At 68.0% G+C, this 24,728-nt stretch carries 23 protein-coding genes and 1 riboswitch; of the genes, 12 read left to right on the top strand and 11 right to left on the bottom strand.

Annotated elements, in window-relative coordinates; genetic code table 11:
* Positions 1-97: 97 nt before the first annotated feature.
* The 3 genes from PA6_RS01860 (at position 98) to PA6_RS01850 (ending at position 3,351) form a co-directional block, all read left to right on the top strand.
* Positions 98-1,735, top strand: coding sequence for an AMP-binding protein (locus PA6_RS01860; protein ID WP_021699164.1), 1,638 nt, complete (start codon positions 98-100; stop codon positions 1,733-1,735).
* Positions 1,736-1,737: 2 nt separating this feature from the next.
* Positions 1,738-2,913, top strand: a complete 1,176-nt coding sequence (locus tag PA6_RS01855; protein WP_021699163.1) for a CaiB/BaiF CoA transferase family protein — start codon at positions 1,738-1,740, stop codon at positions 2,911-2,913.
* A gap of 147 nt (positions 2,914-3,060) precedes the next feature.
* The gene (locus tag PA6_RS01850; protein ID WP_237034875.1) at positions 3,061-3,351 is read left to right on the top strand and encodes a lysozyme inhibitor LprI family protein; all 291 of its coding nucleotides are present in this window, start codon (positions 3,061-3,063) and stop codon (positions 3,349-3,351) included.
* A gap of 9 nt (positions 3,352-3,360) precedes the next feature.
* On the opposite strand, the gene PA6_RS01845 is transcribed toward PA6_RS01850, so the two are convergent.
* The 3 genes from PA6_RS01845 to PA6_RS01835 all read right to left on the bottom strand — a co-directional run bounded on the left by PA6_RS01845 (position 3,361) and on the right by PA6_RS01835 (position 5,300).
* Positions 3,361-3,855 (bottom strand): SprT family zinc-dependent metalloprotease, encoded by a 495-nt coding sequence (locus PA6_RS01845; protein ID WP_021699161.1) that lies wholly within the window; start codon positions 3,853-3,855, stop codon positions 3,361-3,363.
* 85 nt (positions 3,856-3,940) lie between these two features.
* Positions 3,941-4,540, bottom strand: a complete 600-nt coding sequence (locus PA6_RS01840; protein ID WP_021699160.1) for a Yip1 family protein — start codon at positions 4,538-4,540, stop codon at positions 3,941-3,943.
* A gap of 166 nt (positions 4,541-4,706) precedes the next feature.
* Positions 4,707-5,300, bottom strand: a complete 594-nt coding sequence (locus PA6_RS01835; protein WP_021699159.1) for a DNA-J related domain-containing protein — start codon at positions 5,298-5,300, stop codon at positions 4,707-4,709.
* Positions 5,301-5,386: 86 nt separating this feature from the next.
* Here PA6_RS01835 and ttcA point away from each other — a divergent pair, with 86 nt between their 5' ends.
* Positions 5,387-6,214, top strand: coding sequence for a tRNA 2-thiocytidine(32) synthetase TtcA (gene ttcA, locus PA6_RS01830; protein WP_021699158.1), 828 nt, complete (start codon positions 5,387-5,389; stop codon positions 6,212-6,214).
* Between the two features lie 117 nt (positions 6,215-6,331).
* Here the strand turns inward: ttcA and PA6_RS01825 are convergent, their stop codons facing one another.
* Genes PA6_RS01825 through PA6_RS01815 form a run of 3 tightly spaced genes read right to left on the bottom strand, consistent with a single transcriptional unit; the run spans position 6,332 to position 8,975 of the window.
* Positions 6,332-7,045: a (2Fe-2S) ferredoxin domain-containing protein gene (locus tag PA6_RS01825; protein ID WP_021699157.1), complete on the bottom strand. Its 714-nt coding sequence runs from the start codon at positions 7,043-7,045 to the stop codon at positions 6,332-6,334.
* Positions 7,042-7,776 (bottom strand): cobalt-precorrin-6A reductase, encoded by a 735-nt coding sequence (locus tag PA6_RS01820; RefSeq protein WP_021699156.1) that lies wholly within the window; start codon positions 7,774-7,776, stop codon positions 7,042-7,044. Before PA6_RS01820 ends, PA6_RS01825 begins: the two co-directional genes overlap by 4 nt.
* Positions 7,773-8,975, bottom strand: a complete 1,203-nt coding sequence (locus tag PA6_RS01815; RefSeq protein WP_021699155.1) for a bifunctional cobalt-precorrin-7 (C(5))-methyltransferase/cobalt-precorrin-6B (C(15))-methyltransferase — start codon at positions 8,973-8,975, stop codon at positions 7,773-7,775. Before PA6_RS01815 ends, PA6_RS01820 begins: the two co-directional genes overlap by 4 nt.
* 182 nt (positions 8,976-9,157) lie before the next feature.
* Positions 9,158-9,355, top strand: a riboswitch (cobalamin riboswitch).
* Between the two features lie 97 nt (positions 9,356-9,452).
* Here PA6_RS01815 and cobG point away from each other — a divergent pair.
* From cobG to cobJ, 4 genes are read left to right on the top strand one after another with little or no spacing between them, the layout of a single operon-like run.
* Positions 9,453-10,748: a precorrin-3B synthase gene (gene cobG, locus PA6_RS01810; RefSeq protein WP_043216153.1), complete on the top strand. Its 1,296-nt coding sequence runs from the start codon at positions 9,453-9,455 to the stop codon at positions 10,746-10,748.
* Positions 10,745-11,371, top strand: coding sequence for a precorrin-8X methylmutase (locus PA6_RS01805; RefSeq protein WP_021699153.1), 627 nt, complete (start codon positions 10,745-10,747; stop codon positions 11,369-11,371). The genes cobG and PA6_RS01805 overlap by 4 nt, the downstream gene beginning before the upstream one ends.
* On the top strand, positions 11,371-12,111 hold the full coding sequence (locus PA6_RS01800) for a precorrin-2 C(20)-methyltransferase (protein ID WP_021699152.1): 741 nt from the start codon (positions 11,371-11,373) through the stop codon (positions 12,109-12,111). The genes PA6_RS01805 and PA6_RS01800 overlap by 1 nt, the downstream gene beginning before the upstream one ends.
* Positions 12,104-13,762 (top strand): precorrin-3B C(17)-methyltransferase, encoded by a 1,659-nt coding sequence (cobJ, locus tag PA6_RS01795; protein WP_021699151.1) that lies wholly within the window; start codon positions 12,104-12,106, stop codon positions 13,760-13,762. Before PA6_RS01800 ends, cobJ begins: the two co-directional genes overlap by 8 nt.
* A gap of 10 nt (positions 13,763-13,772) precedes the next feature.
* On the opposite strand, the gene PA6_RS01790 is transcribed toward cobJ, so the two are convergent.
* The gene (locus PA6_RS01790) at positions 13,773-14,345 is read right to left on the bottom strand and encodes a flavin reductase family protein (protein ID WP_021699150.1); all 573 of its coding nucleotides are present in this window, start codon (positions 14,343-14,345) and stop codon (positions 13,773-13,775) included.
* 144 nt (positions 14,346-14,489) lie between these two features.
* Here PA6_RS01790 and PA6_RS01785 point away from each other — a divergent pair, with 144 nt between their 5' ends.
* Positions 14,490-15,434, top strand: coding sequence for an L-threonylcarbamoyladenylate synthase (locus PA6_RS01785; protein ID WP_021699149.1), 945 nt, complete (start codon positions 14,490-14,492; stop codon positions 15,432-15,434).
* 5 nt (positions 15,435-15,439) lie between these two features.
* Here PA6_RS01785 and PA6_RS01780 read toward each other — a convergent pair whose 3' ends face one another.
* Positions 15,440-16,363: a LysR family transcriptional regulator gene (locus PA6_RS01780; protein ID WP_021699148.1), complete on the bottom strand. Its 924-nt coding sequence runs from the start codon at positions 16,361-16,363 to the stop codon at positions 15,440-15,442.
* Positions 16,364-16,459: 96 nt separating this feature from the next.
* Here PA6_RS01780 and PA6_RS01775 point away from each other — a divergent pair, with 96 nt between their 5' ends.
* Both PA6_RS01775 and cysD read left to right on the top strand, forming a co-directional pair.
* Positions 16,460-17,317 (top strand): DUF6671 family protein, encoded by an 858-nt coding sequence (locus PA6_RS01775; RefSeq protein WP_021699147.1) that lies wholly within the window; start codon positions 16,460-16,462, stop codon positions 17,315-17,317.
* The gene (cysD, locus tag PA6_RS01770; protein WP_021699146.1) at positions 17,314-18,249 is read left to right on the top strand and encodes a sulfate adenylyltransferase subunit CysD; all 936 of its coding nucleotides are present in this window, start codon (positions 17,314-17,316) and stop codon (positions 18,247-18,249) included. The genes PA6_RS01775 and cysD overlap by 4 nt, the downstream gene beginning before the upstream one ends.
* Positions 18,250-18,313: 64 nt before the next feature.
* Here the strand turns inward: cysD and PA6_RS01765 are convergent, their stop codons facing one another.
* Positions 18,314-20,761 (bottom strand): YbcC family protein, encoded by a 2,448-nt coding sequence (locus tag PA6_RS01765; RefSeq protein ID WP_021699145.1) that lies wholly within the window; start codon positions 20,759-20,761, stop codon positions 18,314-18,316.
* On the bottom strand, positions 20,758-22,275 hold the full coding sequence (locus tag PA6_RS01760) for an NADH-quinone oxidoreductase subunit L (protein ID WP_021699144.1): 1,518 nt from the start codon (positions 22,273-22,275) through the stop codon (positions 20,758-20,760). The genes PA6_RS01765 and PA6_RS01760 overlap by 4 nt, the downstream gene beginning before the upstream one ends.
* 103 nt (positions 22,276-22,378) lie before the next feature.
* On the opposite strand from PA6_RS01760, the gene PA6_RS01755 reads away from it, so the two are divergent.
* A complete protein-coding gene (locus PA6_RS01755; RefSeq protein ID WP_021699143.1) occupies positions 22,379-23,266 on the top strand; it encodes a LysR family transcriptional regulator in 888 nt (295 codons plus the stop codon).
* Between the two features lie 27 nt (positions 23,267-23,293).
* On the opposite strand, the gene PA6_RS01750 is transcribed toward PA6_RS01755, so the two are convergent.
* Positions 23,294-24,454, bottom strand: coding sequence for a GGDEF domain-containing protein (locus tag PA6_RS01750; RefSeq protein WP_021699142.1), 1,161 nt, complete (start codon positions 24,452-24,454; stop codon positions 23,294-23,296).
* Positions 24,455-24,728: the final 274 nt, after the last annotated feature.

The raw sequence follows: 24,728 nt of genomic DNA, 5'->3' as shown, positions 1-24,728 counted from the left end.
CAATTGCGCCGAGCGCTTGGGTCATTGAGGGGCGGCGAGGGCGGGTCTACCTTGAACCAGCCCGGCGGGGCAGATAACAACAAGAAGGGACGCCCGCATGACCGAACAACTGCCGCTAGAACGTTTCCAGCACTGGTGCGAGCGCACGCCCGAGCGGGTCTGGCTGCGCCAGCCGGTGGCCGGCCACTGGCATGACTTCACCTGGCGCCAGGTCGACGAACAGGCGCGGCGCCTGGCCAGCGGCCTGCAGGCCCTGGGCTGCGCGCCAGGCGACCGGGTGGCGATCCTGGCGAAGAACTGTGCCGAGTGGTTCATCAGTGATCTGGCCATCATGATGGCCGGGCTGATCAGTGTGCCGCTCTATCCGCTGCAGACCGCCGAGAGCATCGCCTACGTGCTGGAGCATGCCGAGTGCCGGGCGATCATCCTCGGCAAGTTGGACGAACCGGACAAGCTGGAGGGGGCCATCGGCGCGCAGGTGGCGCGCATCGCCATGCCCTATCCGACCCTGCGCGCCGACTACCAGTGGCACGAGTTGCAGGCCCATGCGCCGCTGCAGCAGGTGCACCGGCAGCAGGGCGACGAGCTGCTCAGCATCCTCTACACCTCCGGTACCACCGGCCAGCCCAAGGGCGTGATGCTGTCGGCGCGGGCCATGGCCTTTTCCGCCGCCAATGCCTGCGCCGAGATGAGGATGAACGAGCGCGACCAGTTCTTCTCCTACCTGCCGCTGTCGCACGCCGCCGAACGCTTCCTGGTGCAGATGAACAGCCTCTACGCCGGCGCGGCGGTGGCCTTCGTCGAGTCGCTGGAGACCTTCGCCGCCGACCTGCAGCACGTGCGCCCGACCGTGTTCTTCTCGGTGCCGCGGCTGTGGACGCGCTTCCAGCAGGGCGTGCTGGAGCGCCTGCCGCAACGCAAGCTGGACCTGTTGCTGCGCCTGCCGCTGCTCGGCAGCCTGGTGGCGCGCAAGATCCGCCGTGGCCTGGGCCTGGACCGGGCGCGCATCCTGGTGTCCGGCGCCGCCGCGATTTCTCCGGGGCTGCTGGAGTGGTACCGGCGCATCGGCCTGACCATCTGCGAGGGCTACGGCATGACCGAGAACTTCGCCTACGGCTGTTTCAACCGGCCCGGCCAGGTGCGCTTCGGCACGGTCGGGCGGCCCATGCCCTTCCTCGAAATGCGCCTGGCCGACAGCGGCGAGGTGCTGTTCCGCAGTCCGACCCTGATGCAGGGTTACTACCGTGAGCCGCAGCTGAGTGCCCAGGCCCTGGAGGGCGGCTGGCTGCACACCGGCGACAAGGGCGAGGTGGATGCCGACGGCTACCTGCGCATCACCGGGCGGGTCAAGGACATCTTCAAAACCAGCAAGGGCAAGTACGTGGCGCCGGCGCCGATCGAGGGCGAGATCGCCAAGAACACCTGGGTCGAGCAGGTCTGCCTGATGGGCAGCAACCGCGACCAGCCGCTGGCGCTGATCGACCTGTCGCCGGCAGCCCGGGCCCAGGCCCGCGAGCAGATCGTCGGCGACCTGCTGGCGACCCTGGAGCGCCTCAATGCCGCGCTGCCGGCGCACGAGCGCCTGAGCCATCTGCTGCTGGTGAGCGAGAGCTGGACCGTGGATAACGGCAGCCTGACGCCGACCCTGAAGATCCGCCGCAACGTGCTGGAGGCCCGCTACGCCGAGTGGGTCGCCCGCCTGCCGCATCAACCTGCTGTTCACTGGGAAGACTGAATATGAAAGGCCCGTTGTCCTCGCTGAAAGTCCTCGACTTCTCCACCCTGCTGCCGGGGCCGTTCGCCTCGCTGCTGCTGGCCGACCTGGGCGCCGAAGTGCTGCGCATCGAATCGCCGACGCGCATGGACCTGGTCCGTGTGCTGCCGCCGCATGTCGATGGCGTGTCCGCCAGCCATGCCTACCTCAACCGCAACAAGCGCTCGCTGGCGCTGGACCTGAAGCAGCCCGAAGCACTGGAGGTGGTGCGCCGCCTGGTGGCCGAATACGACATCGTGCTGGAGCAGTTCCGCCCCGGAGTGATGGACAAACTCGGCCTCGGCTATGAAGCGCTCAAGGCGATCAACCCGCGGCTGATCTATGTCTCCATCACCGGCTACGGCCAGACCGGGCCGTACAAGGACCGCGCCGGCCACGACCTCAACTACCTGGCGCTGAGCGGCCTCGCCAGCTACACCGGGCGCCGCGACAGTGGTCCGCTGCCGCTCGGCATGCAGGTGGCGGATATCGCCGGCGGCTCCCTGCACGGGGTGATCGGCCTGCTCGCCGCGGTGATCGCTCGGCACAGCACGGGGCAGGGCCAGCATGTCGACATCAGCATGACCGACTGCGCCTTCAGCCTGCACGCCATGGCTGGCGCCGGTTTCCTCGCTGCCGGCCAGGAGCCGGACATGGAGAACCAGGCGCTCAACGGTGGCAGCTTCTACGACTACTACCGCACCCGCGACGGCCGCTGGCTGTCGGTGGGCAGCCTGGAGCCGCAATTCATGCAGCAGTTCTGCGCCGCCATCGGCCGCCCGGAGCTGGCCGCCCTGGGCCTGTCGCCCAAGGACCAGAAGGCGCTCAAGCGCGAGATCGAGATCGAGATCGAGAAGCACGACCTGGCCGACTGGCAGCAGCGTTTCGCCGCACTGGATGCCTGCGTCGAGCCGGTGCTCAAGCTGTCCGAGGCGGTCGAGCACCCGCAGCTCAAGGCCCGTGGCGTGGTCACCGAAGTACCGCGCGAGGGCAGGGCAGCGCAACGCCAGCTGGCCTGCCCGATCCGTTTCTCCGCAGGGCTGGAGCCGCCCCGGCATATCGGCGTGGCGGTCGGTGCGCACAGCGACGAGGTGCTGCGCGAGCTGGGTTACGACGCCGAGCAGATCGCTGCGCTCAGGGCGAGCAAAGCGCTGGCATAGGGGCTCGACGACCTTCACTCACTGCACTAGCCTTGCCTCCTTTTGCCAAGGAGGCGAGCTATGGTCAGGTCGATTTGGATGTCTCTGGTACTGCTTTTGAGCACGTTTGCCTTTGCGGAGGAAGACCCTTGCTCCCTGGGTAGTGCGATGGCTACCAGTGCATGCCAAGGGCCCAAGTGGAAAGCCGCTGAGCAGGAGCTGCAGGCCAGTTATGACCTGCAGGTGGCTCACGTAAAGGAGCAGAGCCCTCATCTGTTGCCGGATCTTGTGCAGGCTCAGCGCACCTGGATCCGCTTTCGCGAGCAGTACTGCAGCGTGTACGCCCGCGACCGGGTGGAGGGCAGCAGCTGGACCGGCTTCTGGGAGGCTGAGTGCATGGCCGACGAGGCGCGCAGGCGCACTCAATCGATCAAGCACATGCTCGAAGTGGGCTATTGACCCAGCGGGTCACTCCACTCGCTGCTCGCCGCTAAACACCAGGGTCGCGCGGCAGCGTCGGCAGAAGTAGCGGCGGCCCTGGCCCACCAGACCATGGCGCTGGGCGGAGAAGGGGAACTCGCCGTCCGGGCACTGGCACAGGTAGAGGTAGCGGGTGACCTTGCGCCGGCCCACGTCATAGTTATGGCAGCGCTCCGGCGGCAGTTCGTAGACGCCGCGCATGATCAGCTGCCACTCCTCGCCATGCGGCTGGATGCGCGGGCCGAACAACTGGTGTGCGACCAGATGAGCGACTTCGTGGGCCACCGTCTGCTTGAGGAAGTGCTCGCGGTTTTCCGCGTAGAGCTTGGGGTTGAAGCGCAGCAGGTTTTCCTGCAGGTGCGCAACGCCGGCCTTCTGCCCGCGCAGCTTGAAGCTGACTTCGGGGCGAGGGAATGAGCGTTTGAAGAAGTCTTCGGCCAGTTGGTAGCAGGCTTCGACGCGGGCATGGAGCAAATCGGGCATGCGGCGATTATGCCGCGTCCAGGGGCGCCATAAAACACGAAGCCGCCCGAAGGCGGCTCCCTGTGGCGGCAGGCCGGGTTTCCAATCAGTTGGTGTAGACCGGCCCCACGCCGAAGCCCCAGAGAATCACCGAGCAGGCGATCATCGCCACCAGCACCACCAGGCCTACGGCCAGTACCGAGCTGGAGAACATGAAGCCTTCGTCCTGGGGAATGCCCATGAAGGTGGGAATGCCTGCATACAGCAGGTAGACCGTGTAGCAGATGGCGGCCGTGCCGATGAACATGCCCAGCCACAGGCTCGGGTAGAGTGCGGCGACACCACCGATGAACAGCGGGGTGGCACAGTAGGCGGCGAACACCACGCACTGGGTCATGGTCGGGCTGGAGTCGTAGGTACGCGCCATCCAGTGGATGAAGGCGCCCATCACGGCCACACCGGCCAGCATCGCCAGGTAGGACATGATGGTCATCTGCAGCGCGCTTTCGGCGGTGAGTTTGACCGGATCGCCATCGCCGATGGTCCAGCCCACTTCGGTGGTACCGAAATAGGCGCAGAGCGCGGGAATGGCAGCGAGAATCAGGACGTGGGTCAGGTACATGTGGCTGATGCTTTCTTCCTCGCCACGGATTTCCTGCCACTCTTGGTCGGGATGGGTGAAGAGCCCCCAAACATGGTGGATCATGCAGACACCTCCTCTTTTTATTGTCGATCGCCCCGAGCGTAGCGCCCGGTGTGCGTGCTCAGCAGCGCCGGGTGCAGGCCGAATTAAGTGCGACCGTATGCCGCAGTATAGGAGAAGGCTGGAGTCCGCGTGAGCCGTGGCTTTAGAGCGAATTGCTCTCTATCTGTCAGCCGTAATAGCGCTCAAGTATTTCCATCGCCAGGTTGATCGATTGCAAGCGCTCCGTGCTGCCGCCGCGATCCGGATGGTGCTGGCTCACCAGCTGGCGGTAGCGCAGCTTGATAGCGGCGAGATTGAGCGGCTGGTCGCCATTGAGCTCGAACAGTTCCAGGGCCGCGCGTTTCTCGTCGCCGCCCTGCATGCGCGTCCAGAAACTGGCCAGCAGCTTTTCCACGTCGCGCTCGGTGGTGTCGCGCAGATTGTTCAGATTGAGATAGTAGTCACGCAGCGGGTCGTGCTCGGCCAGGCCTTCGCCGCCGCTGTGCCAGGGCTGCAACTGCACGCACAGCGGGCTGATCTGCAGGTGCGCTTCCTCGCGCCCCCAGAGGCGCTCGCGTAACAGGTACAGGGCGTTGAACAGCAGGAAGTGGGTGCGGAACAGCACCAGCTTGTCGTCCAACCCGAGGTTGGGGATATGCGTGGAGTGGCGCGCCTTGAGTTGCTGGATCAGCTGGAATTCGCTGATGCCGGCGGGGGCGGCGCGCAGCAGTTCGTGCAGTTGCTCGGCAAGGTCGAGCGCAGGATCGAGATCGTTGTTCATCGGTTGAGCCTAACACGGGCTGCCGTGCGCCGGCTTTGTGCGTAAAATAGCCAGCTTTTCGCCTTCACCCCGGATTTCCCAGCACCATGCCCAGCACCCTATCGGTCAACCAGAACAAACTGCAGAAGCGCCTGCGTCGCCAGGTCGGCGAGGCCATTGCCGACTTCAACATGATCGAGGACGGCGACAAGGTGATGGTCTGCCTGTCCGGTGGCAAGGACAGCTATACGATGCTCGACGTGCTGCTGTACCTGCAGAAGGTGGCGCCGATCCAGTTCGAGATCGTGGCGGTGAACATGGACCAGAAGCAGCCCGGCTTCCCCGAGCACGTGCTGCCGGCCTACCTGGAATCCATCGGCGTGCCGTACCACATCATCGAGAAAGACACCTACTCGGTGGTGAAGGAGAAGATCCCGGAGGGCAAGACCACCTGCTCGCTGTGCTCGCGCCTGCGCCGCGGCACCCTGTACACCTACGCCGACGAGATCGGCGCGACCAAGATGGCCCTCGGTCACCATCGTGACGACATCCTCGAGACCTTCTTCCTCAACATGTTCTACGGCGGCACGCTGAAGGCTATGCCGCCCAAGCTGCTGTCCGACGATGGGCGCAACGTGGTGATCCGCCCGCTGGCCTACTGCAGCGAGAAGGACATCGAGGCCTACTCGGTGATGAAGGAATTTCCGATCATCCCGTGCAACCTGTGCGGCTCGCAGGAGAACCTGCAGCGCCAGGTGGTCAAGGAAATGCTCACCGAGTGGGAGCGCAAGAGCCCGGGCCGTACCGAGATCATGTTCCGCGCCCTGCAGAACGTGGTGCCGTCGCAACTGGCCGACCGCAACCTGTTCGACTTCCAGAGCCTGAAGATCGACGACAGCGCCACGCCGCGCTTCCTCGATGTGATGAATCTGTGATCCCCGACCGGCCGCCCAGAGCGGCCGGTTTCGTTTCCGGGTGAGCTTTTGGTAGGGCGGTTGAAACCTGCGTAATCACACCGCGCGGGTTTCACCCGTCCTACATGGGCTCCATGATCATGCGCGCATGATCAGTTCAGGCACCGCCCGTTCCTCGACGAAACGCTCCTGCACCAGACGCCTCACCTCGGCTGCATCGCGAATGCGGTACCACTCGCCGCTCGGGTAGACGCTCAGGGTCGGCCCCTGGTCGCAGGGAAACTGGCACTGGGTGCGGGTGATATGCACGCCATCCTCGGTCTCCAGGCGCCCGACTGCCTTCAGCTCCTCGCGCAACAGCTTCCACAGCGGCAGGGCGCCACGCCGGGTGCAGCGCGGGCCGTTGCACAGCAGCACGCGATAGCGGTGCGGTGGGATGCACGACCAGGCGTGGGATTGCGGCAGCTGCGGCACGTCCACACAGCCCAGGTGCTTTTCCGGCTGTTGGATCAGTGCGGCCAGCGCCACCACGTCCTCGGCATTGCCGGCGCAGACGAACAGGCGGTCGGCGTGCTCGCCCCCCAGGGCTTGCAGCTCGCCGCGCAGCCAGTCCAGCTGCGGGCTGCCGCCGAGCGGGTCCAGATCCACGACCAGCAGCGGCAGTTCTTCGCCGCTCAGGCACTCGCGCACGTGCGTCCAGAGCGCGTCATAACCGGTGCTGGTTTCGAACAGATCGCTCAGCACGGCGGCGCCGAACTGTTCGCCGAACTGGCGGCGGATCAGCTCGGCGAAGCTGCCATGGTCGAGGTCGGGGCCGGCGAACAGGACACGGGCGTAGATTGAGGTCTTCATCGGGAATCTCGGAGCAGCGGCTGTAGCGCCTGCCACAGGGTGTCGGGATCGGCGAAGCTGCGCTCCACCTCGGGCAGTGGCGGGCGTTGCAGGATCAAAACCGGCAGGCCGCGCTCGCGGGCGACCTGCAGCTTGGCCTCGGTGGCGTTGCCGCCGCTGTTCTTGCTGATCAGCACATCGAAGCCCTCGTTGGCGAATAGCGTCCGTTCATCTTCGAGCGCGAACGGGCCGCGCGCGGCGATGCAGCGGGCGCGTGGGTGTTCGGGCTGGGCGTCGAGCAGGCGCAGGGTCCAGTGCTGGTGTACCGGGATTTCATCGAGGTGCGCCAGCGGTTCGCGGCCGAGGGTGAAGAGGGGCTTGCGGAAGGGCGCCAGCGCCGAGACCAGTGCGGCCCAGTCGGCTACCTCGCGCCAGTCGTCGCCAGGCTGCGGCTGCCAGCCGGGCCGGCGCAGCGCCCAGCAGGGTACTCCGGCCAGGCGCGCGGCCGCAGCGGCATTGGCGCTGATTTGCGCGGCATAGGGGTGGGTGACGTCCAGCAGCAGGTCGAAGCCTTCAGTGCGAATAAAATCGGCCAACCCTTCGGCACCGCCGAAGCCACCGACGCGCACCCGGCAGCTCAGATCCTCCGGCACCTTGCCCAGCCCGGCCAGGCTGTACAGGTGCTCGGGGCCCAGGCGCCGAGCCAGGCGCAGGGCGTCGCCGACGCCGCCGAGCAGCAGCACGCGGGTCATGGCTTGTGCACGTGCAGCAGGGTGATCGGCAGGGCGCTGCGCCAGGTGTCGAAATCGCCCAGTGGCTGCGCCTGGGCGATGGCGATGCGGGTCAGCTCGCCGCCGTGCTGTGCGCGGAAAGCCACCAGCATGGCCTCGCTCTGCAGGGTCACGGCATTGGCGATCAGCCTGCCGCCGGGCCTTAGCGCCTGCCAGCATTGCTCCAGCACGCCGGGCACGGTGACGCCGCCGCCGATAAAGATGGCGTCTGGTGCTTCCAATCCCTTCAGGGCCTGCGGTGCCTCGCCGGCCACCAGTTGCAGTTGCGGTACGCCGAGAGCGTCGCGGTTATGGGCGATCAGCTGCTGGCGTCCGGCATCAGCTTCGATGGCGATGGCGCGGCAGCGCGGGTGGCTGCGCAGCCACTCGATGCTGATCGAGCCGCAGCCGGCACCGACATCCCACAGCAGCTCGCCGGGGCGCGGCGCCAGGCGGGCCAGGGTGATGGCGCGCACGTCGCGCTTGGTCAACTGGCCGTCGTGGCGATAGGCGTCGTCGGGCAGGCCGATGGTCAGCGGCAGCGGCTGCACGCCGGCATCGGCCCGGCACTCGACGGCCAGCAGATTGAGTGCGGCCATCTCCTCCAGGCTCCAGCTTGCTGCCAGGCCATCGATACGGCGCTCCTGCGGGCCGCCCAGGTGTTCCAGCACGCTCAGGCGGCTGGCGCCGAAGCCGCGTTCGCGCAGCAAGGCGGCGAGCGCACCCGGGCTGCTGCCGTCGTTGCACAGGATCAGCAGACGCTGGCCGTCGTGCAGCTGGCGGGCGATGGCAGGCAGCGGGCGCGCCACCACCGACAGCAGGGTGACGTCCTGCAGTGGCCACCCTAGGCGCGCGGCGGCCAGCGAATAGGAGGAGGGCGCCGGCAGCACCAGCATCTCGCTCTCATCGACCTGGCGCGCCAGGCTGGCGCCGACGCCATAGAGCATGGGGTCGCCGCTGGCCAGCACGCAGGTCGGCGTGCCGCGCCGCCGTAATACCGGCTCCAGGCTGAAGGGGCTGGGCCAGGTCTGGCGCGGGGCGCGAATGCAGGGTGGCAGCAGGTCGAGCTGGCGCGGTGCGCCGACAATGCACTCGGCGCCCAGCAACGCGCGCCGCGCCGCCTTGCCCAGGCCGGCGTAACCGTCTTCGCCAATGCCCACCACTGTCAGCCAGGCCGTCATGCAGCTCTCCTTGCGGTGACGCGCGGGCTTGGCCCGGCGCCGGAAAAAGCGGGCATAATAGCGCCTTCGTCGGTGCCCATGAGACGGTTCACGATCTGGCGAGCTAGAGAAAAACCAGGCGAAAGGGGCTGAGGAAGCGGAGTTTACGAACGGTAAATGAGCATTCCGAAGCCGCTTTCAACGCAGTTTTTCCGACGCGCAGCAGATCGTGGCTCCTTACGGGCCTAAGAGGGAACATGGGTGAGCCTCGGCTCCAACCATGGCTGCCCCCGCAACTGTAAGCAGCGAGTCGCTCCGCACACACGCCACTGAGCAATCGGGAAGGCCGCGCCGCGATGACGACCTGCCAGCCAGGAGACCTGCCGACGACGCAGTCGCGAGTGCCAACATCGGGCGGGGTGTACCGATGCCAAGGAATCGCCCTGCCCGGGTGATGCCTCCGGTTCGGTCGCCGCGTCGTTTGTTGTCGGTGACCGCATGCAGCCAGTTGCTCCTGCCGCGTCTTTGTTGCGTCCCTCGGCCTGCCCGGGGTTATGGCGTGTCGTGCCCGCGCGCGATGGCGGCATTTGCCGCGTCAAGCTGCCCGGTGGGCTGCTGACCAGCGCGCAGGCCCGCGCCGTGGCCGAGGCCGCACGGCTCTGCGGCACTGGCGTGCTGGAGCTGACCAACCGCAGCAACCTGCAGTTGCGCGGCGTGCGCGACGAGAATCATGAACCGCTGGTGCAGCACCTGTTGGCCGCCGGCCTCGGCCCGCGCAACCCGGCTGCTGATGATGTGCGCAACCTGCTACTCAGTCCGGCGGCCGGGCGCGATCGCAGCGCGCACCTCGATACCCGCCCGCTGGCCGGCCGCCTGCTGGCGCTGCTGGAAAATACGCCCGAGTTTCACGCCTTGTCGGCCAAGTTCGCCCTCCAGCTGGACGGCGGCGAGGCCCTCGCCATGCTCGACCATCCCCACGACCTGTGGCTCAGCGCGTTGCCTGGCGGCACGCACCTGGCCTTCGGCCTGGCGGGCTGCCCGCGCGATGCGGCGCTGGGCGTGATTCCCCTGGCACAGGCGGAGCGACTGGTGGAGGCCGTGCTGCGGCTGTTCCTGCAGTTGGCCGGCGCGCATACCCGGATGCGCCAGCTGTTGGCTGAGCTGCCGGTGGAGCAGTTCCTGGCGCGCCTGCCATTGTCTGTGCAGCAGCCATGGGCCACTCCGCGGCGTCCGCGCTATGACAGCCCGCCGCTGGGGGCGCATGTGCAGGCGCAGTCAGGCTGGGTGATGCTGCTGGTCGGCGCGCCGCTCGGGAGGCTACACGCCGACCAGTTGAGTGCCCTGGCTGAACTGGCTGACTCCGAGGGCTGTGGCGAGCTGCGTCTCACGCCCTGGCAGGGGTTGCTGCTGCCGGACATACCTGGGAGCCGTCGAGCCTTCGTCGGCCAAGCCCTGCATGACCTCGGCTTGCTGCTGGAAACGCGCACGCCGCTGGCCCGCCTGCTCGCCTGCAGCGGCTTGCCCGGCTGCGCCAGGGCCCAGGCGGACACCAAGGCCGATGCCCGCGAGCTGGCTGAGCGCCTCCCGGCGCAGATCGCCCAGGTGCACCTGAGCGGCTGCCCGCGCAGCTGCGCCGCCGCTCATATCGCGCCTTATACGCTGCTGGCCCAGCCCGGCGGCCGTTACGACCTCTATCGGCGCGAGCAGGGCTTGGCCGGGTTCGGCCGCCTGTTGGCGCAATCCCTCGATATCGACCAAGCCGGCGAGCGCCTCGCCGCAGGAAGCCCCGAATGATCGATTACATCCGCGATGGTCAGGAGATCTACCGCCAGTCCTTCGCCACCATCCGCGCCGAGGCTGACCTCTCGGCGATCCCCGTCGACCTGGAAAAGCTCGCCGTGCGTTTGATCCACGCCTGCGGGATGGTCGATGTGGTGCAGGACCTGCGTTTCTCGCCCGGTGCCGGTGCCGCCGGCCGCGCCGCCCTGGCCAAGGGCGCGCCGATCCTCTGCGATGCGCGCATGGTGGCCGAAGGCATCACCCGCGCGCGCCTGCCGGCGAACAACCCGGTGATCTGCACGCTGCACGATAAGGACGTGCCGCAGCTGGCCCGCGAGCTTGGCAACACCCGCTCTGCCGTGGCTCTTGAACACTGGCGCGAGCACCTGGAGGGCAGCGTGGTGGTGATCGGCAACGCACCGACCGCGTTGTTCTACCTGCTGGAGATGCTCGACGCCGGCGCACCCAGGCCGGCGCTGATCTTGGGCATGCCGGTGGGCTTTATCGGCGCGGCCGAGTCCAAGGACATGCTGGCTGCCGATAGCCGCGGCGTGCCCTACGTCATCGTGCGCGGGCGCCGTGGTGGCAGCGCCATGGCCGCTGCCGCGGTGAACGCCCTGGCCACGGAGGTGGAGTGATGAAGGGACGTCTGCTCGGCCTCGGCGTCGGCCCCGGTGATCCGGAACTGATTACCCTCAAGGCTCTGCGCCTGCTGCAGTCTGCTCCGGTGGTGGGCTACTTCGTGGCCAAGGCCAAGGCCAACAAGGGCCAGGGCGGCAACGCCTTCGGCATCATCGAGGCTCATCTCACCACTGCGCAGCGCCGCCTGCCGCTGGTCTACCCGGTGACCACCGAGAAGCTGGAGCCGCCGCTGACCTACGAGGATGTGATCGCCGACTTCTACGACACCTGCGCCGTGCAGATAGCCGCCGAGCTGGATGCCGGCCGCGATGTGGCGGTGATCTGCGAGGGCGATCCGTTCTTCTACGGCTCCTACATGTACCTGCACGACCGCCTGGCCGAACGCTATGAGGCCGAGGTGGTACCCGGCGTGTGCTCAATGCTCGGCTGCGCCTCGGTACTGGGCACGCCATTGGTGTACCGCAACCAGTCCCTGAGCGTGCTCTCTGGCGTGCTGCCGGAGGAAGAGCTGGAGCAGCGCCTGCGCAGCGCCGAAGCCGCCGTGGTAATGAAGCTCGGTCGCAACTTCGACAAGGTGCGCCGCGTCCTGCAACGCCTCGGTCTGGCCGAGCGCGCCCACTATGTGGAGCGCGCCACCATGCACAACCAGCAGATAGTGCCGCTGGACCAGGTGGACCCGCTGGCCTCGCCGTACTTCTCCATGATCCTGGTGCCAGGGGAGAAGTGGCGTGGCTGAGTCCGTGAATCCTGCCGCCATCGTTATTCTCGGCACCTCGGCTCTAGAGACCGCACGCCGCGTGCGCGAGCGCTATCCGGCGGCGCGCATCCACGGCCTGGTTGGGCGGGTGGAGGAGGTAGACGAAAGCTACCGCGAGTTCGCCGAACACCTGCGCGCCTTGTACCGCGCCGGCACGCCGATCATCGCCCTGTGCGCCGCCGGCATCGTCATTCGCAGCCTTGCGCCGCTGCTGGCGGAGAAGGGCCTGGAGCCACCGGTACTGGCCCTGGCCGAAGATGGCAGCGCTGTGGTGCCGCTGCTCGGCGGCCTGGCTGGGGTCAATCGCCTGGCGCGCGAGCTGGGCGAGTTGCTGGCCGTGGCGCCGGCCATCACCACCAGCGGCGAGCTGCGCTTCGGCACCTGCCTGCTCGATCCGCCGGCGGGCTATGTCCTGGCCGACCTGGAGCAGGGCAAACGCCTGGTCAGCGATCTGCTCGGTGGCGCGCGCCTGCGTGTCGAGGGCGAGGCACCCTGGCTGGCGCAGGCCGACCTGCCGCTGCATGCCGAGGGCGAGCGCTGCCTGCGTATCGATGTGGCTGCCGCCAGTGACGACGATGCGCTGCTGATTCATCCGCGTCGGTTGCTGGCGCGTTGTGCCGAGCCTTCCGCCGAAACCGTTCGTACCGCATTGGCCGACGCCGGCCTGGCCGAGGCGGCCCTGGCCGCGCTGCTGGTAGAGGGAGAAGGGCGCGCGTTGCCGTTCGCCGAGCAGGCCGCCGCCGAGCTGAAGGTACCGCTGCGCTTTATCGACTCGACGGCCGCGCTGCCGCCGGCCTGCTATGAGGCGCCGGGGCTAAGCCTGCATCTGGCCGACAGCCCCGAGTCCGCGAGCGCCATCGGCCGCCCGCGCGGTCGCCTCAGCGTGGTCGGTATCGGCCCCGGCTGCGCCGAACTGCTGGCCCCGGCCGTGCGTCGCGCGCTGGATGAGGCCGAGGACGTGCTTGGCTACGAGACTTACGTGAGCATGGCTGGCCCCTATCGCGAAGGCCAGTGCCTGCATGCCAGCGACAACCGCGAGGAGCTGCAGCGCGCCGCCCATGCTTTCGAGCTGGCCGCGCAGGGGCGGCGGGTGGTGATGGTGTCGTCCGGCGACCCTGGCGTGTTCGCTATGGCCGCAGCCGTGATGGAAGCGCTGGAAGCCTCGTCCGACTCAGGCTGGCAGGGCGTCGAACTGGAGGTGCTACCCGGCATCTCCGCCGCCTTGGCTACCGCCGCCAAGGCCGGTGCGCCGCTGGGCCACGACTTCTGCCTGATCTCGCTGTCCGACAACCTCAAGCCCTGGGCGGTGATCGAGAGGCGCCTGCAGCACGCCGCTGCCGCCGACCTGGCCATGGCCTTCTACAACCCGATCTCCAAGGCCCGCCCCTGGCAACTCGGCCGCGCCATCGACCTGCTGCGCCAGCACCGCGAACCGCAGACCCTGGTGGTGCTCGGTCGCGACATCGGTCGCCCGGCCGAGGCCCTGCGCGTGCTTACCTTTGGTGAGCTGACCCCGGAGCTGGTGGACATGCGCACCCTGGTGATCATCGGCTCCAGCCAGACCCGCCGCTTCCCACGCCAGGGCGGCGGCGAGTGGGTGTACACGCCGAGGTGGTACCCGCAGGGCTGATTCGCATTGGCTACTCGGCCTTGAGTGCCTCGCCGATGGCATAGAAGTGCCCGCCGGCCACGTGGTGCAGGCTGCGCCAGGCCGGGTCGGCGGTCTCGAAGTGCCAGCGACCGTCGCTAAACACCCGGTCGTCCGCCCAGGCGCCCACGACCTGGCCGATGAATAGGTCGTAGGCGGCCTGGTTGTGCGGTTCGGCGATCAGCTCGCAGGCCAGCCAGGCCGAACAGCCCTGGACAAAGGGCAGGTCGTGGTCGGGTAGGTCGAACAGCTCGACACCGGCCTTGGCCAGCTTGTCCGGATCGTCCTTGAGGCTGTGGTTGCCGACCTGCTCGGTCAGCCGCAGCTGGGCAACGGTCGGCACTTGGATGACGAAGCGCCCGCTGCCTTCCAGCAATTCGCGGGTGCGTGTGGCCTCGTCCAGTACCACGGTCAGCTTGGGCGGGGCAAAGTCCAGGGCGCAGCACCAGGCCGCCGCCATCACGTTGTCGACGCCGGCATGGCGCGTCGAAACCAGCACGGTCGGGCCGTGGTTGAGCAGGCGGTAGGCCTTGGCCAGGTCGACGGGGGCGAGGTGCGGATGCATAGGGGCTCCAGAACACGAGGGATGCGCGATGCTGGCCTGTTACCGGCGGCAAGGCAACTGCGGGCATCCCGCCGGCTTATCGGGTGCGCCGACTTATGCCAAGCTATGCCCGCTTTCAGCCACGCTCCTGCCGCACACACCGCCATGCCCCTGATTACTACCGATATCCAGCAGTGCGCCGCCCGCCTGCGCGCCGGCGACCTGGTCGCCATGCCCACGGAAACCGTCTACGGCCTGGCCGCCGATGCCTGCCAGCCGGCGGCGGTGGAGCAGGTCTTCGCCCTCAAGGGGCGGCCGAGCAGTAACCCGCTGATCGTGCACCTGGCCAGCGCCGAGCAGGTCGGCCAGTGGGCCGCCGAGGTGCCGCCGGCGGCGCGACGGCTGATGGACGCCTGCTGGCCGGGGCCGCTGACCCTGGTGCTGCCGGCCCGTGACGAAGTCTCGCGCAGCGTCACCGCCGGCCAGGACAGCGTGGCCCTGCGCGTGCCGGCACACCCGAGCGCGCAGGCGCTGCTGGCGGCCTTCGCTGGTGGCCTGGTGGCGCCCTCGGCCAACCGCTACATGTCGATCAGCCCGACCAGCGCCGAGCATGTGGCGCAGCAGTTCGCCGACAGCGACCTGTGGATTCTCGACGGCGGCCCCTGCCAGGTGGGCCTGGAATCGAGCATCGTCAGCCTGTTGCCGGGCGACAGCCCGCGTCTGCTGCGGCGCGGCATGCTCGGCCAGGATCGGCTGGAGGCGTTGCTGGGCGAGCCGCTGGAAGGCAAGGCCGGCGCCGTGCGCGCGCCCGGCCAGCACCATCGTCACTACGCGCCCAGCACCACGACCCTGGCCTTCGTGCAGGCGCCTGCCGAGGCGTTGGCTTCGCCGCGCTGCGGCTGGCTCTGGTGTGGTGCCGCGCAGCCCAGCCAGGGACCAGCCTTGGATCTGGGCGCCGAGCCGCAGGCCTATGCCGCGCGCCTGTATGCCGCGCTCTACCAGCTCGATGCGCTGGGCCTGGAGCGCCTGTATATCCAGCTGCCGCCGCTGCAGGACGCCTGGGCCGCGGTGCATGACCGTCTGAGTCGCGCCAGCCAGCGCCTGGACTGAAATGCTCAGTCCGGCAGCATCGGGGTAGCCAGCGGTATCTCAGCGAAACGGCTGAAGGCCACTGCGGCCGGTGACGGATTCTTGGTGCGCCAGCGCACCAGGTACCAGCGGTTGGGAATCGGGAAGCCTTCCACGTCCAGCTCCACCAGGTTGCCCGGCGCGGTGTGGATCAGCGTGTGCCGCGACAGGATGGCGATGCCCAGGCCGGCGGCGACCGACTCCTTGATCGCCTCGTTGCTCTCGATGGTCATCTGCGGCCTGAGGCTCCAACCATAGCGGGCGAAGTGTTCCTCGATGGCCAGGCGTGTGCCGGAGCCCGGTTCACGGCTGAGAAAGGGCTCCGCCGCCAGCTGCTCCCAGCGCAGGCGCTGACTGGCGAGGCGATGCCCGGCCGGGGCGATCACCACCAGCGGGTTGTCGGCCAGCGGTACCACGTCCAGGTCCAGATGCCGCGGCGGCTGGCTGAATACATAGAGGTCGTCGCGGTTGTCCTCCAGACGGCGGATCACCTCCGAGCGGTTGGCGATATTCAGCTCCACCTCGACCTGCGGGTACTGCCGGCAGAACGGGCCGAGCAGACGCGGCACCAGGTACTTGGCGGTGGTCACCGCGCCGAGGCGCAGCTGCCCGGCGGTCAGGCCGTTGAGCTGGGCCAGGCGCATCTCCAGATGATCGAGGGCATCGAAGATCTCCCGCGCCCCGGCCTGCACCTCGCGTCCGGCATCGGTCAGGTGCAGGCGCTTGCCCAGCTGTTCGAACAGGCGCATGCCCAGGGCCTGCTCCAGCTTGGCAATCTGCGTCGACACCGAGGGCTGCGCCAGGTGCAGGGCGCGCGCCGCCTCCGTCACGCTGAGGCGCTCGGCCACGGCGAGGAAGGTTTCCAGTTGGCGAAAGGTGGTCTGGCGGGTGTGAAAGCGCGGTCTTTTCATAGCCAATAAGCGATGGTTTTGTAATCGATAATCTATTTTTGACTATAGCTGCGGCTGGTGAAAATACCTGCGTCTCCCTCAGCAGGAATCATCGCCATGTCTGCCGCTCTTGCCCCCCATGGGCATCATGCCGTCCAGTCCCTGGCGCGGTGTGTCGCCTTCCTCACCTGCCATGACAAGACCCGCCTGGTGGTCGAAGCGCTGGCACCGCTGGGCTTTGCCATCGAAGCGGTCAGCAGCTACGACACCGATCACTTCGGCACCTTCAGCCGCGAGGTGCCGCGTAGCGGCAGCGCCCATGACACGGCGCTGGCCAAGGCCAGGCTGGCCTGTGCGCTGAGCGGAATGCGCTACGGCCTGGGCAGCGAGGGCAGCTTCGCCCGCGACCCGCATCTGGGCTGGACGCCCTGGGACTACGAAATCCTCTGCCTGTGGGATGCGCAGTTGCAGTACCCGGTGTTTGCCCTGGCCGGTTCCGGTGCCACCAATTACGCCCAAACCGAGGTCGATAGCCTGGAGGCCGCCGTGGCCTTCATGCAGCGTGCGCGTTTTCCCGAGCACGCGCTGATCCTCGGGCGTCCCGGCGAGTCCTGGTTCCACAAGGGCATTCGCGAGCGCGACTGGCTGCTTGGCCAGTTGGAATGGTTGCTGGCGCGCGAGCCAGGCATCTGGCTGGAGACGGATATGCGAGCGCACGTCAATCCCCTGCGCCAGGCCGTGATTCGCGATGCCGCCGTGCAGCTGGCTCAACGTCTCTCCAGTCACTGCCCGGCCTGTGGCGCGCGCGGTTACTCGGTGGTGCGCAGCGAGCCCGGCCTGCTCTGTGCCGACTGTGGCCTGGGCACGCCGCTGGCTGCGGCGCACATCTGGGCCTGCCCGGCGTGCCAGCACGAAGAACGTCGTCCCGTCACCCAACTGGCCAGTGCCGGCCACTGCGAGCAATGCAATCCATGAATGCCTTCGCCCCCAGCGTTCCCCGCCTGACCCACCTGCGCGCCCTCGAGGCCGAGGCCATCCATATCCTGCGCGAGGTGGTGGCGGTGATGCGTAACCCCTGCCTGTTCTATTCGATCGGCAAGGACTCCACCGTGCTGTTGCATCTGGCGCGCAAGGCGTTCTTTCCCGGCCAGCTGCCGTTTCCGCTGCTGCATGTCGACACCGGCTGGGAATTCCACGAGATGGGCCGGTTCCGCGACCGCCTGGCCGCGCGCCTGGGCCTGGACATGCGCGTGCACATCAACCCCGACGGCGCGCGGCTGAATATCACGCCGTTCTCCGTGGGCTCGGCCAAGTACACCGACATCATGAAGACCGAGGCGCTCAAGCAGGCACTGGCGCAGTACGGTTTCGACGCCTGCTTCGGTGGCGCCCGGCGCGACGAGGAAAAGTCGCGGGCCAAGGAGCGTGTGTGCTCCTTCCGCGATCCGCACCAGCGCTGGGACCCCAAGCAGCAGCGCCCCGAGCTGTGGCAGTTGTACAACACCCGGATCAACGCCGGCGAAAGCCTGCGGGTGTTCCCGCTGTCGAACTGGACCGAGCTGGATATCTGGCAGTACATCCACCTGGAGAACATCGAGATCGTCGACCTCTACCGCGCGGCGCCGCGCCCGGTGGTGGAGCTGCACGGCACGCTAATCTGCGTGGATGACGAGCGGCTGCTGGAGCACCTCACGCCCGAGCAGCGCGCCGGCATCCAGACCCGCTGGGTACGTTTCCGCACCCTTGGCTGCTACCCGCTGACCGGTGCGGTGGAATCGCAGGCGCAATCGCTGCCGCAGGTCATCCAGGAGATGCTGCTGACCCGCACGTCCGAACGCCAGGGGCGGGTCATCGACCATGACCAGGAAGGCTCGATGGAGAAGAAGAAAATCGAGGGTTACTTCTAGCGACTCCAGCGTCTGGTTGCCGCAACCACCGAGGCCGCGTCATCCGGACGCGGCCTCGGCGTTTTCAGGCGCCCGCCAAGGCTTGCCAGCCGCAGGCGGTGCGCCGCTCCAGGCGCGCCGGCTCGCCGTCCAGGCGCAGCAGGTACAGCCAGCCGTGCTGCACCAGATCGCGGACCACGGCGTGCGCCTCGATCACCCGGTCGATCATCGCCTGCGGCGCTTCGATGACCACGTGCAGGCGCAGCGGGCGGTGTACCCACTGCTGACCGTCGTGCAGCGACTGGCGGGCCAGGCCGATGCGCAGGTCGCCGCCGTTGCCCTCGAACACGCCGATATGGCCGCCCACCACGTTGTGCAGCAGCTTGTTGCCGCTGCCGAAACGCAGGTTGTCGGTGGTGGAGGTGAAGTACTGCAGGTTGATCCAGTGCGCCACCACCATAGGCGCGGTCATGATCAGCTCCAGCACGCTGCCCTCGCGGTCCTGGCGCCAGTCGTAGTCGTGCAGGAAGGCGCGGCCCTGCAGGTCGACGTCACGGGTGCGCGCGCGCGGCGCGGCGATGAACGCAGCGTTGCCGGCCAGGCCCCATTCGGGACGGGTCTGCGCCCAGTCGCGGGCCCGTCGGCGCAGCAAGTCAAGCAGCTTGCCCGGCTGCTCGCGCGCCGCCGCCAGGCCCAGCGCATCAGCACGCTCCTGGCGCACCCGCACGGCGGCCTGGTCGAGGGCGTGGCGCAGGCGCTGCCAGGCGGGCTGCAGGGCGGCCGGCAGATGCTGCTGGCCGAAGATCCGAACCTCGTCGGTGCTGGTGTTGTGCAGGCCGGCCAGCACCTGGCAGTGCGCCGGCAGCTCATGCCCGCGGCTGCGCAGCTCGGCTCGCACCTCGGTGTCGTTGAGCAGGCTGGCCAGCAGGCGCGCATTGACCTCGCCGCCCTGCCCGCAGCAGGCGCCGCAATCGAGGCCGGCGGCCTGGGGATTGTTGGCGCTCTGGCTGCCGTGGCCGATCAGCACCAGCAATTCCGGCACTTGGCCGCTGAGGCCCATGGCCTGGAGGATGCGCGCGGCCAGCTCGGTCTTCTGCGCCAGGCCCATGGCCGGTAACTGCGGGCTCAGGCGTTGCCACTCACCGTCGCGCCAGGCACTGCGGTGGGCCTCCGGCGTGCCACCGAGCAGGCCGCTGGTGCGCCCGACCAGGGAGCCGGCATAGCCCAGGCCGATGCTCTCGACCAGGCTGAAGGTGGAGGCCGGTAGACGCTCGAACAGGCGCCAGCGGCCCTGGCGCGTCAGACGCTGCTGGCGCATCTGAGCCAGGTGCCGGTCCTGCGCCGCGTCGCCGCTGCTGTCGCTGACCTGCAGTTGCGGCGCCAGCAGGCCCGGCAGTTGCGGGCGGGTAGCGCAGGTGCCCAGCGGCGTGTAGGCGATGGGTAGGCCGAAGAAGCCGGCAAAGCCGCCGGTCTCGAGGTCCGGACAGACCTGCTCCAGGGCCCGGCGCAGCGGCTCGGAACGCACATCGATGCAGAAGAACAGTTTGGCCATCGGCACCTGCGCCGGGGTGGCCGCAGACGCCTGGCCGAGCCGTTGCTGCAGCTGTTCCTGCCAGGCCAGCTCATCGGCCCGCTGCCACAGCTGCAAGGCCTGCCAGGCTGCCGAAGGTGATTGCTGTAGGCCGGCCTGCCAGGCCGTGCGCCAACGCTGCCAGCGGCTCTCTGCACCGCGCTGGCGGTCATCCACCAGCCATTCCCAGGCCGCGCGAATGGCCAGCAGCTCCAGCAGGTTCTGGTCATTGCCACCCTGCAGGCGTGCCTGCCAGCGCCGGTAGGCGCACCAGGAGGCCCAGCCCAGGCTGCGCAGCAGCAGGCAGTCGAACCAGGGTTCCCAGTCCTTGCTGGTCAGCCCCAGGTCGCGCACGGCGGCTTCCAGCGCCGCTCCGGCCTGCTCCGGCAGCTCGGCGATGCGCGCGCGCAGGTCGCGCCGCGGGCTGAGCACGCTGAGCCCGCGATCCGCCAGCATGCTGCTGCGCCAGGCCTGATACAGCCCGACGCCGGCATCCGGGCGCCAGTCGGCCTGCTCGTGGTCGAACCAGGCGGCGCAGCACTGGCCGATCTGCTGTGTGATCAGCGTCGGCCAGCCGGGCAGGGCGATGCCCGGCTCGGTCAGGTCTTCCAGCAAGGGCAGGCCGCTGGCGTGCACCGGCTCGGCGTCCAGGGCGCTGAGCAACTGCTCGACTGTCCACGCCTGGCCCTGCTCGGCCACTGCCTGTTGCAGGTGGCGTGCACCGATGCGGCCGGCCTGCCAGGCCTGCCGGTAGTCGTCGGCGGCCAGGCTCAGGCGGCTGCCGGCACGCTGCCAGAGCTGCGCGGCGATGGTTTGCCAGGGCTGGTCGCGACGTTCCCACAGGGGGCTGACAGCGATCATGCGGTCCAGCGGCCAGGTCGGCGCGATGCGTTCACAGGCCTGCCGGGCAGCGCCGTGCAGGGCGTCCCGGTGGAGGCCAGGGAAGTGTTCGTGCGCGGTCATGGGCGATCTCCTGTGGCGCGGGGCGAAACCTGCGGCGCGCGGACCGGCCACAGACGGAAGGTGAGGCGGGTGAAGTGCTCATCCAGGTAGAAGCCGGCGAAGGCCAGCGGATACAGGCGCCGCGCCAGGGCGCCCTGGGGACGGGCGAGGATCAGCGCCTGCAGCAGATAGAGGCCGAGGAACAGCAGCAGCGCCAGGACGCTCAGCGGCCAGGGCGCGGCGCTGCCCGGCTGCTGCAGGATCCAGGCCGCCGCCTGGTGCCACAGCAGGTAGGCACCGAGCAGCAGGGCGAACATCGCCAGCCCGTAGAGCACCTGGCCACGGCGCAGACACCAGGGCGCCAGGCCAACGGCGAGAATGGCCAGGGCCACCAGCGGCAACGCCTGGGACGGCAGCAGCCAGGCCCACAGCCCCTGCAGCAGAGCCAGGCTCAGACCGGCCAGCAACAGGGCCAGCAGCAGGCCGGCGAGGCTGGGCGTGGGGGCCTGGGGCTGTAGCGCGTGCTGCCGCGCCTGGGCCACCGTCTCGCCGGCAGCGAGGAAGGCGTGGGCCTTGTACAGCGAGTGGGCGAGCAGGTGCACCAGCGCCAGTTCATACAGGCCCAGGCCGCATTCCAGCAGCATCAGGCCCATCTGCGCGCAGGTCGACCAGGCCAGGCGCACCTTGATGCTGATGCGCGTCATCATCACCAGCGCGGCGATTACCGCTGTCAGCCCGCCGACCACTACCAGCAGGCTTTGTGCCGGCACGGCGGCGGAGAACAGTGGGGCGAAACGCAGCAGCAGGAAGCCGCCGAGGTTGACCAGCCCGGCATGCAGCAGCGCCGACACTGGCGTCGGCGCCTCCATCACCTGGATCAGCCAGCCGTGCACTGGCAGCTGCGCGGACTTGAGGATCACCGCCAGGGCCAGCAGCAGGGCGGCCAGTTGCAGGTCCCAGCCCAGCTGGCCGCTGGTCTGCAGGCGGGCATTAACTGCCTCCACGATCAGCGCCATGCTGCTGTCGCCGCTGGCACGGATCAGCAGCAGCGCGGCGAGGATCAGGCAGACGTCGGCCAGGCGGCTGGCGAGGAATTTCTTGTGCGCCACCACCAGCGCCTGGGGGCGGTCGCGGTAGAAGGTCAGCAACTGGTGCAGGCTCAGGCTGGAGAGAATCCAGGCGCCCACCAGCAGGATCAGGTCGGTGCTGGTCACCACCGTGGCCACGGCGGCCAGGGTGACCAGCAGGGCCAGCACGTAGCGACGCTGGCCGGGCTCGCCCTCCAGGTAGCGCCACGAGTACTCGATGATCACCCAGGCCAGCAGGCCGACCAGGCCGAGCATGGCCAGCCCCAGACGGTCGTTATCCTGGCCGTCCAGCGCCGCCTGCAGCCAGGCGCCCAGCACCAGGGCCAGGCCCAGGCCGCCGGCGATGCGCGCCGGCCACCAGAACCCGCGCAGCAGCGCCGTCGGCAACAGCGCCAGGGCGAAGAGCCAGGGCATCCCCTGAGCCAGTGGGAAGTACAGGCTGAACATGCGGCGATCTCCATGGGGGCGCGATGGCGCTAGTCTCATGGAGTGCTTGAACTATTAAAAATAGATAGATAAGAATTGTTCGTTCACTTTAGAAGAACGAAATATGCGCCGGCTGAATTTCCACCACCTGCATTACTTCTGGGCCGTGGCCAAGGAAGGCAACCTGACGCGTGCCGCCGAGGCGCTGCACGTGTCGCAATCGGCCCTGTCCACGCAGATCCGCGTGCTCGAAGAACAGCTCGGTCATCCACTGTTCATCCGCGCTGGCCGCAGCCTACAGCTGACCGAGGCAGGGCGCCTGGTGCTGGACTACGCCGAGACCATCTTCGCCCTCGGCAGCGAACTGCAGACCACCCTGCAGAGCGCCCGCCAGGCCAGCCAGACGCTGCGCATCGGCGCCGTGGCCACGCTGTCGCGTAACTTCCAGGAGAACCTGCTGCGCCCCTTCCTCGGCCGTGACGACCTGCGCATCACCCTGGAATCCGGCAGCCTGGACGAACTGCTGGAACGCCTGGCCCTGCACAAACTGGATGTGGTGCTGACCAACCGGGCGGTGAGTGCCGACAGCCAGCATCCCTGGCAATGCCGCCTGCTGGATCGCCAGGCGGTGTGCCTGATCGGCCCGCCGCGTGCCGACGCACAGCCCTTCGACCTGCGCCGCGACCTGCAGCAGGTGCGCCTGATCGTGCCCGGGCGCAGCAGCGATGTGCGCAGCCAGTTCGAGGTCTACTGCCACAGCCACGGCCTGACCCCGATCATCTGCGCGGAGGTGGACGACATGGCCATGCTGCGTCTGCTCGCACGCGACTCCGGCGACCTGGCCCTGTTGCCGGCCGTGGTGGTGCAGGACGAGCTGCGCAGCGGCGCCCTGCAGCTGTATGCCGAAGTGTCGGACATCGCCGAGCAGTTCTTCGCGGTGACCCTGCAGCGCCAGTTCAGCCTGCGGATTCTGGATGAGCTGCTCGACCGAGCGGTGGTGTCGCGGCGCTGACAGGCCGCCCCGGGGCGAGCGGACAGATCAGGCGAGCGCCCATTCGATGCGATTGCGTCCGCTGGACTTGCCCCGATACAACGCTGCGTCCGCCTGCTGCATGGCTTCGTCCAGCGCCTGAGTGCTGCTGAAGCCATCCGAGATGCCGATGGTAACGGTGCAGCGCAGCGGCTGGTCTGCGCCAACGCCAGGCACCTCGCTGTGTTCGATTGCCGCGCGCATGCGCTCGGCCAATGCCAGGGTGCCGGCTTTCCCCGTGTCCAGGCTGATCACCGCGAACTCCTCACCACCCAGCCGGCAGATCAAGTCGCCCTGGCGAGCGGTCGCCTTGATGACCTGCGCAACATGGCACAGCGCCAAATCGCCGACCTTGTGTCCGTGGGTGTCATTGATGCGTTTGAAATGATCGATATCCACGATCAGCAGGTTGGCCGGCCCGGCCGTGCGGGAGCGGAAGTGTGCTTCCAGACCTTCCAGCAACCCGCGCCGGTTGAGCAGGCGGGTGAGCGGGTCGCTGGTGGCCATCTGGCGCAGTTCATCGGTGAGGCGGCGCAGCACCAGCCAGACCAGGCTCGGGGGGAGCACGGTGCCCAGGAACGACATGTAGAGGTAGAAGAGCTTCTGGAAGCTGGTGTCGTAATCAAGCGCCTGTAGGCCTCCCGAGAGAATCATCAGCAACTTCCCCGCGTTCAGTGCGCAGATGCCGCCGATCAGCACGGCAAAAACGCCCATCTCGACGCGCAGGTCCCTGGCCAGGGTCGTTCCGACATAGAGCGCGGCAACCGTCATCGCCAGGAAGAGCGCCGCGCACGAACCCGCCAGCAAGGCATGGCGGGCTTCGGTCCCGAGCAGCACCTGCACCAGGATCTGCACGGCGGTGTAGCCCGCTGCGGTGGCAAGCAGGGGGCGCCAGATGCGGATCGGGTAGTCGAAGAAACGCAGGCCGCCCAGCACATAGGTCGCGGGAGCGCAGAGCGTCAGCGTGTGGTTGACGATGCTCATCACGCTCCCGTTGGCATGCCCGCCGAACAGCTGCAGGACGTAGGCAAGCCCGAGCATGAGATTGCCCAGGGCGAACACGTCCATACCCATCTTCTTGCCATGCAGTCGTCTGCTGATCAGCAGGAACATCACGCTAAAGCAGAGCAGATGCACGCAAAGCATGCCGATGACTACGGTGGTGACCATGGGCTCTCACATCGAGCAACGGGGCAGGGACAGTCGCCACTGAGCGGTGGCGCAAGTGCGCAATGCCGAAATGGTTCGGGGCGACTTGGGGGTGGCTGATCTTAGTCGCATGCGGCAAGGGAGGGAACTTCAAAGCGGCTTTGCCAGGTGATGCATTGTTACAGGTCAGGCGTTTCTGTTGGTATTGCCTAGCTGTTTTCGTGTTGGCTGGGGCAGTGGTTCCGTCCTGCTGGGCGGGTTCCTTTTGGCAGTCGCCCCAAAAGGAACCAAAAGG

The organism is Aquipseudomonas alcaligenes NBRC 14159 (assembly GCF_000467105.1).
GTDB classification, from domain to species: domain Bacteria; phylum Pseudomonadota; class Gammaproteobacteria; order Pseudomonadales; family Pseudomonadaceae; genus Aquipseudomonas; species Aquipseudomonas alcaligenes.
The sequence above is the reverse complement of the archived record's forward strand: the minus strand, read 5'-3'. Positions and strand labels throughout refer to the sequence as shown.

Excerpts from the sequence above, each read along its gene's own strand:
- PA6_RS01860 (WP_021699164.1), top strand. The coding sequence starts at position 98 with ATGACCGAACAACTGCCGCTAGAACGTTTCCAGCACTGGTGCGAGCGC.
- PA6_RS01790 (WP_021699150.1), bottom strand. The coding sequence starts at position 14,345 with ATGCATCCGCACCTCGCCCCCGTCGACCTGGCCAAGGCCTACCGCCTG.
- PA6_RS01840 (WP_021699160.1), bottom strand. The coding sequence starts at position 4,540 with ATGATCCACCATGTTTGGGGGCTCTTCACCCATCCCGACCAAGAGTGG.
- PA6_RS01750 (WP_021699142.1), bottom strand. The coding sequence starts at position 24,454 with ATGGTCACCACCGTAGTCATCGGCATGCTTTGCGTGCATCTGCTCTGC.
- ttcA (WP_021699158.1), top strand. The coding sequence starts at position 5,387 with ATGCCCAGCACCCTATCGGTCAACCAGAACAAACTGCAGAAGCGCCTG.
- PA6_RS01845 (WP_021699161.1), bottom strand. The coding sequence starts at position 3,855 with ATGCCCGATTTGCTCCATGCCCGCGTCGAAGCCTGCTACCAACTGGCC.
- PA6_RS01815 (WP_021699155.1), bottom strand. The coding sequence starts at position 8,975 with ATGACGGCCTGGCTGACAGTGGTGGGCATTGGCGAAGACGGTTACGCC.
- PA6_RS01825 (WP_021699157.1), bottom strand. The coding sequence starts at position 7,045 with ATGAAGACCTCAATCTACGCCCGTGTCCTGTTCGCCGGCCCCGACCTC.
- PA6_RS01760 (WP_021699144.1), bottom strand. The coding sequence starts at position 22,275 with ATGTTCAGCCTGTACTTCCCACTGGCTCAGGGGATGCCCTGGCTCTTC.
- PA6_RS01835 (WP_021699159.1), bottom strand. The coding sequence starts at position 5,300 with ATGAACAACGATCTCGATCCTGCGCTCGACCTTGCCGAGCAACTGCAC.
- PA6_RS01780 (WP_021699148.1), bottom strand. The coding sequence starts at position 16,363 with ATGAAAAGACCGCGCTTTCACACCCGCCAGACCACCTTTCGCCAACTG.
- PA6_RS01805 (WP_021699153.1), top strand. The coding sequence starts at position 10,745 with ATGATCGATTACATCCGCGATGGTCAGGAGATCTACCGCCAGTCCTTC.
- PA6_RS01765 (WP_021699145.1), bottom strand. The coding sequence starts at position 20,761 with ATGACCGCGCACGAACACTTCCCTGGCCTCCACCGGGACGCCCTGCAC.
- PA6_RS01855 (WP_021699163.1), top strand. The coding sequence starts at position 1,738 with ATGAAAGGCCCGTTGTCCTCGCTGAAAGTCCTCGACTTCTCCACCCTG.
- cobG (WP_043216153.1), top strand. The coding sequence starts at position 9,453 with ATGCAGCCAGTTGCTCCTGCCGCGTCTTTGTTGCGTCCCTCGGCCTGC.
- PA6_RS01775 (WP_021699147.1), top strand. The coding sequence starts at position 16,460 with ATGTCTGCCGCTCTTGCCCCCCATGGGCATCATGCCGTCCAGTCCCTG.
- PA6_RS01755 (WP_021699143.1), top strand. The coding sequence starts at position 22,379 with ATGCGCCGGCTGAATTTCCACCACCTGCATTACTTCTGGGCCGTGGCC.
- PA6_RS01820 (WP_021699156.1), bottom strand. The coding sequence starts at position 7,776 with ATGACCCGCGTGCTGCTGCTCGGCGGCGTCGGCGACGCCCTGCGCCTG.
- PA6_RS01785 (WP_021699149.1), top strand. The coding sequence starts at position 14,490 with ATGCCCCTGATTACTACCGATATCCAGCAGTGCGCCGCCCGCCTGCGC.
- cysD (WP_021699146.1), top strand. The coding sequence starts at position 17,314 with ATGAATGCCTTCGCCCCCAGCGTTCCCCGCCTGACCCACCTGCGCGCC.
- PA6_RS01800 (WP_021699152.1), top strand. The coding sequence starts at position 11,371 with ATGAAGGGACGTCTGCTCGGCCTCGGCGTCGGCCCCGGTGATCCGGAA.
- PA6_RS01850 (WP_237034875.1), top strand. The coding sequence starts at position 3,061 with ATGGCTACCAGTGCATGCCAAGGGCCCAAGTGGAAAGCCGCTGAGCAG.